The following is a 15,479-nucleotide window of genomic DNA, read 5'->3' as shown; positions in this document are numbered from 1 at the left end:
GTGGTGCGATGCGGCTTTCGGACCGTTCTCGCAGGGTGGTCATCGTCGGGGCGGGTCTGGGCGGCACCGCCACGGCGGTCCGGCTGCTCCAGTTCGCGCGAGAACCCGTTCAGGTGGTGCTGATCGAGCGGCATCCCGGGTACCGCAGCGCCGGCGTGGCCTACCACCGGGCGGGCAACCACTGGCAGCACGTCTTCAACATCCAGGCGGGCCGGATGTCGATGTTCCGTGAGGACGTCGACGACTTCGTGAGCTGGGCGAACAGCGAGGCCGACCGGACCGGCTGGTCCGCGGAGTGGCGAGGCTTCACGTTCACCGAGTCCGGGCCCGCGCCGCGCCGGATCTACGCCGACTACCTCGCCGACCGCCTCGCCCAGGCCGCGCGCGAAGCGGCGGACGGCGTGCGCCTGCTCGAGGCCGACGGCGAGGTGGTCGACCTGGCGGTCGGCGACGGCGGCGCCCACGTCGTCGTCGACCGGTTCTCCTTGCCCCACGACGATGCCGAGCCCGGGCGCGCGATTCTCCGCGCCGACCACGTCGTCATCGCGACGGGCCTGGAAGAACGGGAGCTTCCGTTCGCGGCGGAGGTGATGAACCACCCGGCCTTCGTGCGGCACCCGTACTCCGAAGCGGGAATCGAGCGGATCCTCGGCACCCGGCCGGACGCCACCGTCGTCATCATCGGTACGTTGCTCTCCGCATACGACTCGGCCTCGCTGCTGTTGCGGTGCGGCCACCGGGGGAGGATCGCCATGATCTCCCGCTCCGGCCGGATGCTCCGGACGTATCCGCCGGACCACCGGCACCACGTTCTCGACCTGCCGGCACCCCGGCTGCACAGCGAAAGCTACGAAGGCCGCCCGGACCTGCTCCGGCGTGTCACGGCCGAATGGGAACGAGCCTGCGCGATCGTCGCTCGCGAACACCCGGACGTGGCGCCGGTGGTCGTGGCCGAACGGGTCTCGAAATCGTGGGAACCGCACCTGCCCGGGGTGCTGGCCCGGATCCCCGCCGCCGACCTGCGGGTACTGCTCGACCAGTACGGGACCCTGCTGGCCACGCTGCGGGTCGGCGCGGTCGCGTACACGACCGAGATCGTCGACGCGGCGATCGACGACGGCGGGCCGATCACCCTCGTCACCGGGAAAGTGGACCGGATCGCCGGCACCGAGGCAGGCACGCTGATGGTGTCGGTGGCCGCAGCGCCGGCGCCGCAGACCGTCGAAGCGGACCTGGTGATCTCGAACTTCGGGCGGGAGCCGGACTACGGACGGGCCGGGTCGGTGCTCTGGGCGGCGCTCCTGCGGAAGGAGATCGCCGTGCGGCACCGGCGCACCGGGCGCGGCGTGGAGGTCGACGAGTCCGGTGCCCTGCTCGGGCCGTCCGGGGTCGCGTCCGGTCCGATCTCGGTGATCGGCGGTCCGCGGGAGGGCGACGAGATCGTCCGGAACGGCCGGATCGGCGCATTCACGTTCAACCTCGCCGCGATCAAGAACCATTCGGTCGGCGTTGCCGCGACCGTGCTGCGCCGGCTCGAATCCTGTTACGACGAGCACGCAGGCGACCTGACCGAGGATCCCGGGGCGCGGGCGGCGTTCGCCCGTTCGGTCATGCTCGAGGTACGCCGGATGACCGCTCGGCGTGGTCGTGACCGGGCCGCCCTGGTGGCCCGGCTCGAGGTGAGCCTCGCCGGAATCCGGGACGCCACCTCGGGCAGCGAGTTCCCCCGGGCCGATCGCGCCCTGCGGTCCGCCGTGAACACGGCCGCGACGACGAAGCTCAACGACCTGTCCGTCACGCCGCGCGAACTTCGTCGCCTGCTCGGCCTCGACGAGCCGCTGGAAGCGCCCGGCTGAGTCCGCCCGGCGTCCACAGTGGATCGATACGCCGCAACGGGGAAGACGCGCCGCCGGCGGCCGGTCGGCCAGCCTGGTGGCATGCCTCGGCCGGATGCGGATCACCCGGAAACCGGTGGGAAGACGGGCCCGCGCGAAATACCGGGGTCCTTGCTCGTCGGCTCGCCGCGCGCGAGCGTTCGCGGTATCTGCCATCGAACCAGGGAACCGGTCGAGGGTGCCGTGCTGGTGGTCGAGACACTCGGCCCCGACTTCTACGACGCCATCGTCGCTTCGGCGGCTGTGATCTGCGGGAGGGGCGGCCGGACCGGGCACATGCAGTCGCTGTGCCGCTCGCGGGGAATCCCCGTCCTGCGCGTCGATTCGTTCGAGCCGGACGCGTTCGTGGGTGAAGTCACCATCCTGGTCGATCGCGAGTCGGTCGTCCTCGGCGGCGTCGACGGCGAGCCGGGGCCGGCGCGGCCCCCGGGTGCCGGCCTCGACGGCCTCGAGTCGATCTGCGTGGTCATCGCCGACGCCGCCGACATCCGGTCCACGAACGACCTCGTGCCCCGCGTCGAACAAGCCCGCTGTTTCTTCGTCCGCGAGGAGTTCGTCTGCTTCGCCGCCGGTCTGAGCCCGGTCGACGCGCTCCGTGCCGGAGATCGCGAAGCCCGGCATTACGGCAAAGCCATCGCCTCGGAGCTGCGCTCGATGGTGAAGGAACTCCTCCCCGGGCAGCGCCTGGTCATGAGACTGCTCGACCTCCGTTCGGACGACGCCGCCCGGATCACGACCGGGGCGGTGGCGGACGAACCCAACCCCGAGCTCGGCCTTCACGGCACCCGGTGGCTCCTGGCGGATCCGCGCTACCCGCGCGCTTTCCAGGCACTGCGTGCTTACCTGCAGGACCGCCTCGGCTGGGACGCGGAGCGGGTCGGCTTCGCGGTGCCGTTCATCAACGACGAGGAGGAGTTCCGGCTGCTGCGGCAGCACCTCGGCCTGACCGGCGACACGCCACTCGGCGTTTTCCTCGAAACACCGGCCGCCGTGCACTCGACGGCCGGGTTCCGCACCGCGGGAGCCAGTGAACTGTTCGTCGGCACCAAGGATCTGATCCAGTTCTACCTCGCCGCCGATCGCGGCAACCACCTGGTCGCCTCCTCGTACCGGACCCGGCACCCGGCCGTGCTGGCCGCGCTTCGCCAGGCCGTCGAGTCGTGCCACGAGGCCGGGCTGCCGCTGCACGTGTTCGTGCTCGGTGCCGATCTGGACCACTACCTCCGGCACCTTCCGGTGCGCTCCCTGATGATGTGCACCGCCGAACTGGCCCACCTCGCCCGGAGGGCCGGAGGCGGCAGTCCCTGACGCGGGACGAAGCGGGCAGTGTCGTTGCCGGTCGGCTACGCCGAGTACGCGCCGGCGGCGAGGTCTTCGATGAGGGTCGGGCCGCCGGGGGTCCAGCCGAGCAGGTGCCGGGTCGCGGCGCTCGTCGCGGTGAGCTCCATGGCGAAGAACGTGCCGATCCACCCGAAGTGGGCCTGGACGTCATCGGCCGGGACCGGCGCGACCGGCAGGTCGAACGCGCGGCCGATCGCCTCGGCGATCTCGCGGGTCGGCACGCCTTCTTCGGCGACGGCGTGCAACCGGGCGCCCGCGGGGGCTTTCGCGAGGCCGAGGGTGACCATCCGGGCGGCGTCGGTGCGGTGGACGGCGGCCCACCGGTTGGTGCCGTCGCCGGGGTAGCCGGACACGCCCTTCTCGCGGGCGATCGCGGCGAGGACGGCGATGAACCCGTGATCGCCGGTGCCGTGCACGCTCGGTGCGAAGCGCAGGCTCACGGCGTGTACCCCCTGGCCGGTGAATTCGAGCGCCAGGTTTTCACTTCCGCCCCGTGGCGCGCCGGGGCCGTGGAACGGGGACGCGTCGTCCTCGGTGGCGGGCCGGCCCTGGGCGAGGGCGGCGACGCCGGAGGCCAGCAGGAAGGGGCGGCCGGTGCCCGCGAGCGTGTCGCCGATGGTCTGGACGGCGGCTCGTTCGGCCGCGTTCGAGACGGCCGGGTTCGCGAAGTCGTGCTTGTTCGCGAGATGGATGACGGCGTCGGCCTCGGCGGCACCCGCGCGGATGCTGCCCAGGTCGTCCAGGTCACCCCGGCGAACGTGAGCGCCCTTCGCCGCCAGCGCGGCGGCGGATGCTTCGGATCTGGCCAGTCCGGTGACTTCGTGGCCCGCGGCGAGCAGGTCGACGACCACGGCCGAGCCGATCCAGCCGGAGGCTCCGGTGACGAAAACGTGCATGAGGTGGTCTCCCTCGATGGCTCCGCCCGCAGGCGGAGCGGGTGATGTCGGTGACTGACGTCAGTCACCGACATCAACGTGCACGCTGAAGTCAGTCGCTGCCATCACTACACTCGGCCGCATGGTGCGATGGGAACCGGGGGCTGCCGAGCGGCTTCAGAAAGCCGCTCTCGAGCTGTTCGCCACGCGTGGGTTCGAGCAGACGACCGCCGTGGAGATCGCCGAGTCGGTCGGCCTGACCGAGCGCACCTTCTTCCGCCACTTCAGTGACAAGCGGGAAGTCCTCTTCTCCGGGCAGCACCTGCTGGTGGAGGCGTTTGCCGCCGGGGTCGGCGCGGCACCGCCGGACGCGTCCCCCCTCGAGATCGTCGCCTCCGCGCTGCAGTCGGCGACGTCCTTCTTCCCGGACGAGCGCCGGGCCCACTCCCGGACCCGGCAATCGGTCATCGACCGGAACCCGGCGCTGCGGGAACGCGAGCGGCACAAGCTCGCCGGCATCGCCACCACACTCGCCGACGCCCTGCGCGGGCGAGGCGTCGGCGAGGTGGCCGCCACCCTGGCGGCGGAGTCGGGCGCCACCGTGTTCGCGATCGCGTTCGGTCAGTGGATCCGCGAGGACGAGCAGCGTTCACTGGCCGGCATCGCCGCGGGGGTGCTGCGCGAACTGCTGACCCTGGCCGCTGCGGCGTCCGAGCGGATCCCGCGATAACGGCACCCAGGGCGCTACCGGACCGGCGCCGCCCGGCCGGTCACACCGGGACGAGCGCGATCCGGCCGAACACCGCACCGGCGTCGAGTTCCCGGTGGGCGAGCGTGGCGTGCGCCAAGGGCAGCACCTCGTGGACAACGGCGTCCAGCTCGCCGCGGCCCACGGCGGCCAGCAGCTCGGCGGCCACGGTGCGCCGGTCCTCTGTGGACACAGTGTCGGCGCTGAACGTCGCGAACGACAGCGACTTCCGGAACGCCGCGAACATCTCCGCGGCCAGCCGCGCCGGTGGTGGCCCCGCGACCGCGCCCACCGCCACCAGGCGCCCGTTCGGGTTGAGCTTGGCCAAGAACGAGGGCAGGTCTTCTCCGGCGACGACGTCGATGACGACGTCGTGGCCGGGGGATCCCTCGCCGGTGCGATCCAGCACCTCGGTGGCCCCCAGTTCGCGCAGGCGGGCGCCGCGCCCGGGCGAGGACGTCGTGACCGCGACCGTGCCGTCGCGGGCGGCGAGCTGGACCGCCATCACCCCGATGCCGCCCGCCGCGCCACGGACCAGCACCGACTCGCCGGTGGCGAAGCGGGCGTGCCGGAGGCCGAAGTGGGCCACCACGCCGGAACCCGCGACGGTCACCGCGTCGACCGGCGACACATCCGGCGGCAACCGCACCAGCACCGTGGCCGGGGCGACCGCCTGCTCGGCGTATCCGCCGCCCAGGCCGGCGGGGGCCCAGACCCGCGCGCCTTCCCACGACTCGTCGACGTCCGTGCCGAGGGCGGTGACCACCCCGGCGACCTCGCCACCGAGGACGTGGCCGGCTTCGAAGCCGTAGGCGGCGAGGGCGCCGCGGCGGATCAGGGCGTCGACGCCGCCGACGCCGATCGCCTCGGTGGTGATCACCACCTCCCCGGCCGCCGGACGCGGGTCGGGGAGGTCCACGACGGCCAGGCCGCCGGGATCGCCGAAACGCTGTACCGCAACTGCTTTCACTGTCATCTCCCAGGGTTCGAGGCGGCCGCGACGCTAACGGACGCACCCGTCCGGTTCGGCTAAAGTGAGACGGTGACCGGCCGTTTGCCTCGGATCCGGCGCTCGGACGCCCGTGACAACCGCGAGCGCCTCCTCGAGGCCGCCCGGGCCGTGTTCGCCGCCGAAGGACTGGCGGCCCCGATGCGGGAGATCGCCCGGCACGCCGGCGTCGGCCCGGCGACGCTGTATCGCCACTTCCCGACCAAGGAGCAGCTGTTCGCCGAGGCGTTCGCGGAGCGGCTGCGGGCCTGCTACGCCGTCGTCGACGACGGCCTCGCCGACCCGGATGCCTGGCGGGGCCTGCGCACGGTGATCGAGCGGCTGGGCGAGCTGTACGCCCGCGACCGGGGAACCACCGCGGCGCTCCTGTCGGCGTTCCCGATGGACTTCACCGCCGAGCGGGAGCGGGCGCTGAAGTCGCTCGCGGAGCTGGTGCGCCGGGCGAAGGACGCGGGCCGGGTCCGCTCTGACACAAGGCTCGACGATGTCGTCCTGGTGCTGATGGCGGCCGGCGGCATCCAGGCGGCCACGCCGGCGGCGCGGGTCGCGGCCGTCCGGCGGTTCACCACGATCGCGATCAACGGGCTCCGGGAACCGGCCCGCCGGGCCTAAGTGGGACAATGTCCCGTATGGTAATCGGGACAGTGTCCCACTTAAGGAGTTCTCCATGGCAGTCACCTACGTCCTCGTCCACGGCGCCTGGCACACCGGGCAGTGCTGGGCGCGGGTCGTGCCGCGGCTGGCCGCGAGCGGGCGGCCCGTCTTCACCCCCACGCTCACCGGCTACGGCGAAACCCGGCACCTGCTGGCCCCGGACGTCGGCCTCCGCACCCACACCGCCGACGTCGTGCGGCTGCTGGCCGACGCCGATCTGCACGACGTCGTGCTCGTCGGGCACAGCTACGCGGGGCTGGTCGTCTCCGCGGTCGCCAACGCGGTCCCCGAGCGGATCGCGCGGCTCGTGTACCTCGACGCGATGGTGCCCGTTCACGGGGAAAACGGGATCGACGTCATGCCGGTCACCCGCACCATGCTCGGGACCGGCTGGCGGGTCCCGCCACTGCCCGAGCTGCCCGCCCCCTTCGGCCTGTTCGGCGTGACCGAGCCCGGCGACGTCGCCTGGTTGCGGACCCTGCTCTCCGACCAGTCGCTCCGGTGCCTCGAAGAGCCGGTCGCCCTGGACAACCCGGCCGCCGCCGCGATCCCGCGGACGCACATCCACTGCACCGTGAAGCCGGCGGGGTTCGACCGGCGTCCGGTGCCCGCGCTGCAGCCGAACGGGGAGCCCGCGGACGTGCGCGAGCTGGCCGCCGGGCACGACTGCATGATCACCGCGCCGGGGGAGCTGGCCGAGCTGCTGCTCGACGTCGGGGTGCCGGTGGGGGCCGGTAGCATGCGGTCGTGACCGATTCCCGGACGGCGGCGGGGAAACCGCCGCAGCGTGCCGACGCGCGGCGCAACGCCGGGAACGTCCTCGAGGCCGCGGCCGCGGTGTTCGTGACCTCCGGCGTCGACGCGCCGATCCGGGAGATCGCCGCCCGGGCCGGGGTGGGGACGGCGACCATCTACCGCCACTACCCGACCCGGGCCGACCTGATCCTCGCCGTGTACCGGCTGCAGGTCGAAGCCCTCGCCGAGGCCGGTCCCGCGCTGCTCGCCGACGAGCCGGGGCCGCACCGGGCGCTCGTGCGGTGGATCGACCGGTTCGTCGACTTCGTCGTCACCAAGCAGGGGCTGGCGTCGGTGCTGCAGTCCGACGAACCCTGCTACGACCCGCTGCACACCTACTTCCTCGAACGCCTCGTCCCCGTGTGCACGCAGCTGCTCGACGCGGCCGCGGCGGCCGGCGAAATCGTCCCCGGCCAGGACGCCCACGAGCTGATGCGCGGCGTCGGCAGCCTCTGCGCCGGCGCGGGGACGGCGGCGCCCTACGACACGCGGCACCTGGTGCAGCTCCTGATCAACGGCCTGCGCCGGGCCTGACGCAGGTCAGGCGCGCTGGAGCAGGAAGCGCTGGTTGGCGCCGCCGCCGACGGCGTACTGGGAGATCCGCGCGCCGTCGGCGGTCGAGGCGCCCCAGACGTCCATCGCGAGACCGCTGGCCCGGTTGACCAGGCTCACCACGCCGCCGCCCTGGTCGGTGACCTTCCACTGCTGGGTGGTGGCGCCGGTGTCCGGCTGCTGGGTGATGTCCGCGCCCGAGGCCGAACTCGCGACCTGGAGGACCAGTCCGCTGTGCCGGGCCCGGATGCGGTGGTAGCCGCCGTCCGACGCCAGGAAGTCGAACTGCTGGTTGAGCCCGCCGGTGGCCTGCCACTGGACCAGTGCGGCGCCGGCACTGGTGGAGCCGCCGCTGATGTCGGCCGGCTTGCCGCTGTGCTGGGCGACGAGCCGGTAGTTCACCCCGGGTTCCACCACCGGCGGCGGGCCGCCGAGGGACGTGGCGCGGTAGGTGTGGCCGGCCACACCCGCGAAGCGGACCAGGTCCGCCTCCACGGACACCGGCTGGACCTTGGCGCCGCTCGTGGTGTCGAGCACCTCGTAGGCCGCGGTGAACAGCCGGCTGCGGACCTTGACGTCGCCGTCGCGGTCCGGCGTGATGGTCAGCTGTGTCGCCGAGCCACTGCTCCACGCCGCGCCGACCGTGTAGCCGCCGCGCCCGCGCAGGCCCGTGACGCTGCCCGCCGGCCAGGCGGGCGGCAGCGCGGGCAGCAGGTGCAGCTCGCCGTTGTGGCTGTGCAGCAGCAGCTCGGCGATGCCCGACGTCGCGCCGAAGTTGCCGTCGATCTGGAACGGCGGGTGCAGGTCGAACATGTTGGGCGCCAGCCGGTCCGTCCGCACGAGGAGCCGGATCAGGTCGTGCGCCTTGGCGCCCTCTTCCATCCGCGCCCAGTAGTTGATCTTCCAGGCCAGTGACCAGCCGGTGCCGTCGTCACCGCGCAGTTCGAGGGTCTTGCGGGCCGCGGTGAACAGCTGGGGCGTGCCGCGCTTGCTGATCTGGTTGCTGGGGTAGAGGCCGTACAGGTGCGAAATGTGCCGGTGGGTCCGCTCGGTCTCCACCCAGTCGTAGAGCCATTCCTGGATGTTCCCGCGCGAGCCGACCTTCATCGGCGCCAGCCGCTGCCGGGCCGCCTTGACCTGGTCGGCGAAGGCGGCGTCCACCCCGAGCACCTGGCACGCACCCGCGCAGCCGTCGAACAGGTCGCGCAGGATCTGCATGTCCATCGTCGGTCCCGCGCAGACGGACGCGTTCGTGTGGTGGTTCAGTTCCGGGGAGTTCGACGGGTTGGTGACCAGGTAGCCCAGCGAGGGTTCGGTCACCAGGGTGTCGAGGAAGAACTGGGCGGCGCCCTTCAGCAGCGGGTAGCGGTTGCGCAGGAAGTCGACGTCGCCGGTGAACCGGTAGTGGTCCCAGATCATGGTGGCGAGCCAGGCGCCGCCGCTCTGCCACATCCCGGCCTGCGCGAAGTCCACAATGGACGATCCGCGCCACCCGTCGGTGTTGTGGTGGGTGACCCAGCCCCGGGCCCCGTACTCGACCTGTGCGGTGCGGGCCCCGGTCACCGCGAGGTCGGAGATCATCGCGAACACCGGCTCGTGGCACTCGGGGAGATTGGTGACGTCGGCCGGCCAGTAGTTCATCGGCAGGTTCGCGTTGAGCGTGTACTTCGACTCCCACGACGGGTTCAGCTGGTCGTTCCAGATGCCCTGCAGGTTGGCCGGCTGGGTGCCGGGCCGGGAGGAGGAGATCAGCAGGTAACGGCCGAACTGGAAGAGCAGCGCGGCGAACTGCGGGTCGGCGACGCTGTTGTGCTGCGCGATCCGGACGTCGGTCGGCTGGTCGGCCGCCGCGGTGCGGCCGAGGTCGAGGGTGGTCCGCCCGAACAGCTTCTGGTAGTCGGCGACGTGCCGGCTGCGCAGGGCGTCGTAGGAAAGCGCCTGGGCGGCGGCCAGTCTCGACCGCGCGATGCCCTGGTAGTCCCCGTTCACCGTGCGGTAGTCGACGTAACTGGTGCCCACCGAGATCAGCAGCGTCACGGCGTTGGCGCCGGACACCCGCAGCGTGCCGCCGGAGCTGCTGGTGCTCCCGCCCTCGGCGACCGCGTTGACGAGGGCGAGGAACCGGACCGAGCCGGCGATGCCCCGGCTGTCCGCGGAAACCCCGTCCAGCGCGATCGTCGTGCCGTTCGGGCTGGACGTCGTCCCCCGCTGCGGGGTGCCCAGCGACGCGGAGAAGGAGATCGACCCGGGCGTTTCGGCCGTCAGCCGCAGGACGATCACCTGGTCCACGGCGCTGGCGAACGCTTCACGCCGGTACCGCACGTTGTTCGCGACGTAGCCGACGACCGTCGTGGCCGTCGTCAGGTCGAGCCACCGCTGGTACGAAGACGCCCCGCTCCCGCCGGACAGCGCGAGGCTGAGGGTGCCGACCGGCTGGTACGGCTGCTGCGCGGCGGGGGTGCCGAGCATCTTCTGGTCGATCAGGGACTGCGCCTGCGTCCACTGGTTCGAGAACACCAGCTGCCGGATCTGCGACAGTGCGGCCGCGCCCTGGGTGTTGCTGTAGTCGTGCGGGCCACCCGCCCAGACCGTGTCCTCGTTGAGCTGCAGGCGTTCGGTGTCGGTGTTGCCGAACACCATGGCACCCAGCCTGCCGTTGCCGATCGGCAACGCGCGCAGCCATTCGGTGCCGGCCGGCTTGTCGTACCACAGCGCCAGGTCGTTGACCGCCTGGACGTCCGCGGGCGCGGCCGAGCCGGTCCGGGCGGTGGCCGTCCACACGATCGGCACGAGCGCGGCACCCAGCCGCATCGCCTGCCTTCGGGTCACGTCGGGCATCGTCGTCCTCCGATCCTTGCTGCTGACCACTCAGGCGCGCTGGAGCTGGAACCGCTGGTTGGTGCCACCGGAGGCGGCGTACTGCGAAATCCGGGCCCCGTCGGCGGTCGAGGCGCCCCAGACGTCCATGGCGAGCCCGCTGGCCCGGTTGACCAGGCTGACCGCGCCGCCGCCCTGGTCGGTGACCTTCCACTGCTGCGTCGCCGCGTCGGTGTCGGGCTGCTGGGTGATGTCCGCGCCGGAGGCCGAACTCGCGACCTGCAGGACCAGCCCGCTGTGCCGGGCGCGGATCCGGTAGTACCCGTCGGCGGAGGCCAGGAAGTCGAACTGCTGGTTCGCCGCGGTGTGCGGCGCCCACTGGATGAGCGCGGCCCCCGCCGCGGTGGACGCCCCGCTGATGTCCGCGGCCTTGCCGCTGTGCGCGGCCACCAGCGAGTAGTTCACGCCGACCTGCACCGGCGAGGTGGGCGGGTTCGGGTCGGTGCCGCCGCCGAACTGGCTGAAGAACTTCCAGATCTCGGTCTTCGTCCAGCTCCGCGCGCCGCTCTCGCAGCCGGTGCAGCCGTCCACCGGGCCCTGCTGGTGGCCGCCGTCGAACGGGGCCCAGACCACCGGGTAGCCGGTCCGGCAGCCCGAGTACGTGGTGAGGTAGTGGGTCTTGCTGCCCGCGGCGGGCTCGGGGGCGTTCTGCGGGGTGCAGCCGTTGTTCCGGACGAACGTGTCCCGCAGCCCGCGGCCGGCACCGATGTTGTCCGACACCCCGTGGATGCCCAGGTACGCGATGGGCTGGGTGCCGCCGCTGCACCCGCTGATCGCGCCGGGGGCGGCGATCGCCGCGACCGCGCGGAAGACGTTCGCCCGGGCGCACGCGAGGGCGTAGCTCATCGCGCCGCCGTAGCTGAAGCCGACGGAGAACAGCTGGGTCGTGTCGACGCAGAGGTCGTTCTCGATCAGCCGGACCATGTCGTCGACGAAGGTCACGTCCTCGCCGCCGGAATTGCCCCAGCCGTTGTTGAGGCCTTGCGGCGCGACGAAGATCGTGGAGTTGCCCGACTGCGACTGCATGCCGTAGTAGGCCCAGGCGGCGCCGTCAGTGCCACCCGAGGCGACCTGTTCGGCGGTGCCGCCCAGCCAGTGGAGGCCGAAAGCGAGCCGGTGCGGAGTGCTGTTGTCGTAGGTGTCGGGGATCTTCAGGATGAAGCTGCGGCTCTTGCCGTTGCTCTGGATCGTGCGTTTCCCGCTGGTGAGCGTCGGATTCTTGCCGCAGCCGGCACTCGGCGTGGCCGCCTGGGTTGCCTGGGTTGCCTGGGCCGCCGGGGACGCGGCGGCGCCCGGGGGAGCGCCACCGACGGTCAGCACGAGCAGTGCGGCGGTCGCGACGGTCCGGAACAACGATCGGTGCCTGGACATGCAAACCTCTTCGGCCGACGGGGAAATCCTCGAGACGGCTGCTCAAGGGTGTTTGCGTTGTAGCACGGATTTCGAATGCTCGTCCAGCAGGAAATGAAAGTTTCAGTTTTGTCGTCGACGCGGGAAACGTTTCCGTGAAAATTCTGTGGAAGTGTTTATCGCACCGGGTGGTGACAAGTATTGGTGTTAGCGCTAACATGCACCCCGCCGTCCTTCCGTTCACCGACGATCGGAGCACCTGGTGACCTCATCCTTCAGCCGGCGGCGGTTGCTGCAAGCCGCCGGAGCCACCGCCATCGCCTCCGCGGCCGGACCCGCCATCGGCTGGGCGCCCGCCGCATCGGCGGTCACCGCGGCCGTCGGTCCGGTCCGCCCGGACGCCGGGGTGTCCGCGTCCCCGTTCGAGCTCGGCCAGGTGCGGCTGACCGCGAGCCGGTGGCTCGACAACCAGAACCGGACGCAGAATTACCTGCGGTTCGTCGACGTCAACCGGCTGCTGTACAACTTCCGGGCCAACCACCGGCTCTCCACCGCCGGAGCGGCCACCAACGGCGGCTGGGACGCGCCGAACTTCCCGTTCCGCAGCCACGTCCAAGGGCATTTCCTGACCGCGTGGGCCCAACTGTGGGCCGTCGACGGCGACACCTCCAGCCGGGACAAGGCCACGACGATGGTGGCCGAGCTCGCCAAGTGCCAAGCGAACAACGGAGCCGCCGGGTTCGCCGCCGGGTACCTCTCCGGCTTCCCCGAGGCCGATTTCGACAACCTCGAAGCCGGCCGCCTCACGAACGGCAACGTGCCGTACTACTGCATCCACAAGACCATGGCCGGGCTGCTCGACGTGTGGCGGTACGTCGGCAGCACCCAGGCCCGCGACGTGCTGCTGAACCTGGCCGGGTGGGTCGACCGGCGGACCGCCCGGCTCAGCGTCGCGCAGATGCAGTCGGTGCTGAACACCGAATTCGGCGGCATGAACGCGGTGCTCACCGACCTCTACCAGTACACCGGCGACGCGCGCTGGCTGACCGCGGCGCAGCGGTTCGACCACGCCGCCGTGTTCGACCCCCTCGCCGCCGGCCGGGACCAGCTCAACGGGCTGCACGCCAACACCCAGATCCCCAAGTGGATCGGCGCCGCCCGGGAGTACAAGGCCGGCGGCAGCACCCGCTACCGCGACATCGCCACGAACGCGTGGAACATCACCGTCGGCGCGCACACCTACGCCATCGGCGGCAACAGCCAGGCCGAGCACTTCCGCGCGCCCAACGCCATCGCCGGCTACCTCAACCAGGACACCTGCGAGAGCTGCAACACCTACAACATGCTCAAGCTGACCCGGGAACTGTTCGCGCTGTACCCGGACCGCGCCGACCTGGCCGACTACTACGAGCGGGCACTGCTCAACCAGATGATCGGCCAGCAGAACCCGGCCGACAGCCACGGCCACGTCACGTACTTCAGCTCCCTCAACCCGGGCGGGCGCCGCGGCCTCGGCCCGGCGTGGGGCGGCGGCACCTGGAGCACCGACTACAACTCGTTCTGGTGCTGCCAGGGCAGCGGCCTGGAAACGCAGACGAAGCTGGCGGACTCGATCTACTTCTCGAGCGACACGACGCTGATCGTGAACCTGTTCGTGCCGTCGGTGCTCACCTGGTCCCAGCGCGGCATCACGGTCACCCAGACGACGTCCTTCCCGGCAAGTGACACCAGCACGCTGACGGTGACCGGGAGCGTGAGCGGGACCTGGGCGATGCGCATCCGCATCCCGGGCTGGACGTCCGGGGCGACCATCAGCGTCAACGGCGTCGCGCAGAACGTGACCACCACCCCCGGCAGCTACGCCACCCTGTCCCGGTCCTGGGCGTCCGGCGACACGGTCACCGTCCGGCTGCCCATGAAGGTCACCCTGAAGGCGGCCAACGACAACGCGAACGTCTCGGCGGTCACCTACGGCCCGGTGGTCCTGGCCGGCAACTACGGCAGCAGCACGCTCAGCGCACTGCCGGCCCTCACCGCGAGTTCGGTCACCCGGACCAGCAGCAGTGCGCTAACCTTCAGCGCCACCGCGAACGGCTCGGCGGTCAACCTGGTGCCCTTCTCCGACGCGCAGGGCTTCAACTACACGGTCTACTGGAACACCGGTGGCGGCGCCGGCGCGACGACCTACCGGCTGGTCAACGTGGGCAGCGGACTGGTGCTCGGCGTCGAGAACATGTCCACTGCGGACGGTGGCCGCGCGCTGCAGTGGTCGGACAGCGGCACCGCCGACCACAACTGGGAAATGCTCACCGACGGCAGCGCCGTCCGGTTCCGCAACGCCAACAGCGGCAAGGTACTGGGCGTCCTGGACATGTCGACGGCGGACGGCGCCCGCGTGCTCCAGTGGTCGGACAACGGCACCGCCGACCACCGGTGGACGCTCGTCGACCAGGGTGACGGGACGTCGAAGATCCGGAACGTCAACAGCGGCAAGCTGCTGACGATCGAGAACGGGTCGGCTTCGGCTGGGGCTTATGCGGTGCAGGGGCCGGACAACGGCAGCGCGGCGAATCGGTGGCGGCTTGTGCGCAACGGCTGATCGAGCCTCATGCGCTGAAGGGCACCTTCGTCGCATCTGACGGAGGAAGGTGCCCTTCAGCGCACACGTGCTCAACGTTCGCGGTGGCCGGCTCCGTCAGCCGGGGTTGGTGTCGGCGTACTCGACGGTGATGTTCTTGAAGCCGAGTGACTGCAGCAGCCCGGTCAGCATCGTCCGGGTGTTGCGCTCGGCGTCGGCCACCAGCGTGCTCTTCGCCGCCGCGGCCTGGATCTGCTTCTGCGCGAGCTCGTACAACGCCTGCTGCGAGTTCGGGTTCCCGCTGAGGAACTCGTTGATCCGGGTGAAGAGGCCCTGCTGCTGCGCGTACACATGGGACTCGTGCACGTCGAGCGTGGCCGGCTCCAGTTGCGCGTGCCCCAGGGTGATCGTCGCGGTCTGGCGGTCGTCGGAGACCTGGACCGCGTTGCCCTTCAGCCGGGAGAAGTCCACGTACGCGTTGTCCGTGCCCACTCCGATGAACAGGGTGTCGCTGCCCACGAGGAAACCGGGCAGGATCGAACTGGTGGTGATGTCGACGACCACCTGGAACGAACCGCTGGCCGCCTCGTAGCGCGAGAGCTCGACGATCGACTGCAGCAGCACCGGACCGGAGTGCTCTTCGGTCCGCTCGGCGAACGGATTGCGCAATTGGGGTAACAGGTGCACCGCCGATGCGACGAGTACGGCGGCGACCAGAACCACCACAGCCACAGCCAACGCGACGAGTCGTTTGCCCCAAGCGCCCATACCGGCAGGAATACCCAACCGGCCACCGGGCCAATCG

At 71.3% G+C, this 15,479-nt stretch carries 12 protein-coding genes; 7 read left to right on the top strand and 5 right to left on the bottom strand.

What is annotated here, in order from left to right; all coding sequences use genetic code 11:
• Positions 1-8: 8 nt before the first annotated feature.
• Complete coding sequence (locus tag ACLJQF_RS03015; RefSeq protein ID WP_410606643.1) at positions 9-1,856, top strand: FAD/NAD(P)-binding protein; 1,848 nt, start codon at positions 9-11, stop codon at positions 1,854-1,856.
• Positions 1,857-2,084: 228 nt separating this feature from the next.
• The gene (locus ACLJQF_RS03010; RefSeq protein WP_410606642.1) at positions 2,085-3,203 is read left to right on the top strand and encodes a putative PEP-binding protein; all 1,119 of its coding nucleotides are present in this window, start codon (positions 2,085-2,087) and stop codon (positions 3,201-3,203) included.
• Positions 3,204-3,238: 35 nt separating this feature from the next.
• Here ACLJQF_RS03010 and ACLJQF_RS03005 read toward each other — a convergent pair whose 3' ends face one another.
• On the bottom strand, positions 3,239-4,132 hold the full coding sequence (locus tag ACLJQF_RS03005; protein WP_410606641.1) for an SDR family oxidoreductase: 894 nt from the start codon (positions 4,130-4,132) through the stop codon (positions 3,239-3,241).
• Positions 4,133-4,253: 121 nt separating this feature from the next.
• Between ACLJQF_RS03005 and ACLJQF_RS03000 the strand changes: the two genes are divergently transcribed.
• Positions 4,254-4,841 (top strand): TetR family transcriptional regulator, encoded by a 588-nt coding sequence (locus ACLJQF_RS03000; protein WP_410606640.1) that lies wholly within the window; start codon positions 4,254-4,256, stop codon positions 4,839-4,841.
• 40 nt (positions 4,842-4,881) lie between these two features.
• On the opposite strand, the gene ACLJQF_RS02995 is transcribed toward ACLJQF_RS03000, so the two are convergent.
• A complete protein-coding gene (locus ACLJQF_RS02995) occupies positions 4,882-5,835 on the bottom strand; it encodes a zinc-binding dehydrogenase (protein ID WP_410606639.1) in 954 nt (317 codons plus the stop codon).
• Between the two features lie 66 nt (positions 5,836-5,901).
• On the opposite strand from ACLJQF_RS02995, the gene ACLJQF_RS02990 reads away from it, so the two are divergent.
• From ACLJQF_RS02990 to ACLJQF_RS02980, 3 genes are read left to right on the top strand one after another with little or no spacing between them, the layout of a single operon-like run.
• Complete coding sequence (locus ACLJQF_RS02990; RefSeq protein WP_410606638.1) at positions 5,902-6,480, top strand: TetR/AcrR family transcriptional regulator; 579 nt, start codon at positions 5,902-5,904, stop codon at positions 6,478-6,480.
• Positions 6,481-6,535: 55 nt separating this feature from the next.
• Positions 6,536-7,273 carry an alpha/beta hydrolase gene (locus tag ACLJQF_RS02985; protein WP_410606637.1) on the top strand — a complete coding sequence of 246 codons (738 nt, stop codon included), beginning with the start codon at positions 6,536-6,538 and terminating at the stop codon, positions 7,271-7,273.
• Entirely contained in the window at positions 7,270-7,851 is a 582-nt protein-coding gene (locus ACLJQF_RS02980) for a TetR/AcrR family transcriptional regulator (protein ID WP_410606636.1), read from the top strand. Before ACLJQF_RS02985 ends, ACLJQF_RS02980 begins: the two co-directional genes overlap by 4 nt.
• A 6-nt stretch (positions 7,852-7,857) precedes the next feature.
• Here the strand turns inward: ACLJQF_RS02980 and ACLJQF_RS02975 are convergent, their stop codons facing one another.
• Together ACLJQF_RS02975 and ACLJQF_RS02970 are read right to left on the bottom strand one after the other, a co-directional pair.
• Complete coding sequence (locus ACLJQF_RS02975; RefSeq protein WP_410606635.1) at positions 7,858-10,707, bottom strand: glycosyl hydrolase family 95 catalytic domain-containing protein; 2,850 nt, start codon at positions 10,705-10,707, stop codon at positions 7,858-7,860.
• A gap of 30 nt (positions 10,708-10,737) precedes the next feature.
• Positions 10,738-12,117: an RICIN domain-containing protein gene (locus tag ACLJQF_RS02970; protein WP_410606634.1), complete on the bottom strand. Its 1,380-nt coding sequence runs from the start codon at positions 12,115-12,117 to the stop codon at positions 10,738-10,740.
• A gap of 241 nt (positions 12,118-12,358) precedes the next feature.
• Here ACLJQF_RS02970 and ACLJQF_RS02965 point away from each other — a divergent pair, with 241 nt between their 5' ends.
• A complete protein-coding gene (locus ACLJQF_RS02965) occupies positions 12,359-14,695 on the top strand; it encodes a beta-L-arabinofuranosidase domain-containing protein (protein ID WP_410606633.1) in 2,337 nt (778 codons plus the stop codon).
• 96 nt (positions 14,696-14,791) lie between these two features.
• Here the strand turns inward: ACLJQF_RS02965 and ACLJQF_RS02960 are convergent, their stop codons facing one another.
• Positions 14,792-15,400, bottom strand: a complete 609-nt coding sequence (locus ACLJQF_RS02960; RefSeq protein WP_410606632.1) for a DUF4230 domain-containing protein — start codon at positions 15,398-15,400, stop codon at positions 14,792-14,794.
• Positions 15,401-15,479: the final 79 nt, after the last annotated feature.

Origin of the sequence: Amycolatopsis sp. lyj-109, from assembly GCF_046548995.1 — a bacterium.
Classification (GTDB): domain Bacteria; phylum Actinomycetota; class Actinomycetes; order Mycobacteriales; family Pseudonocardiaceae; genus Amycolatopsis.
The sequence above is the reverse complement of the archived record's forward strand: the minus strand, read 5'-3'. Positions and strand labels throughout refer to the sequence as shown.

Coding starts and splice junctions, on each gene's coding strand:
- ACLJQF_RS03015 (WP_410606643.1), top strand. CDS start 9: ATGCGGCTTTCGGACCGTTCTCGCAGGGTGGTCATCGTCGGGGCGGGT.
- ACLJQF_RS03000 (WP_410606640.1), top strand. CDS start 4,254: ATGGTGCGATGGGAACCGGGGGCTGCCGAGCGGCTTCAGAAAGCCGCT.
- ACLJQF_RS02975 (WP_410606635.1), bottom strand. CDS start 10,707: ATGCCCGACGTGACCCGAAGGCAGGCGATGCGGCTGGGTGCCGCGCTC.
- ACLJQF_RS03005 (WP_410606641.1), bottom strand. CDS start 4,132: ATGCACGTTTTCGTCACCGGAGCCTCCGGCTGGATCGGCTCGGCCGTG.
- ACLJQF_RS02995 (WP_410606639.1), bottom strand. CDS start 5,835: ATGACAGTGAAAGCAGTTGCGGTACAGCGTTTCGGCGATCCCGGCGGC.
- ACLJQF_RS02985 (WP_410606637.1), top strand. CDS start 6,536: ATGGCAGTCACCTACGTCCTCGTCCACGGCGCCTGGCACACCGGGCAG.
- ACLJQF_RS02970 (WP_410606634.1), bottom strand. CDS start 12,117: ATGTCCAGGCACCGATCGTTGTTCCGGACCGTCGCGACCGCCGCACTG.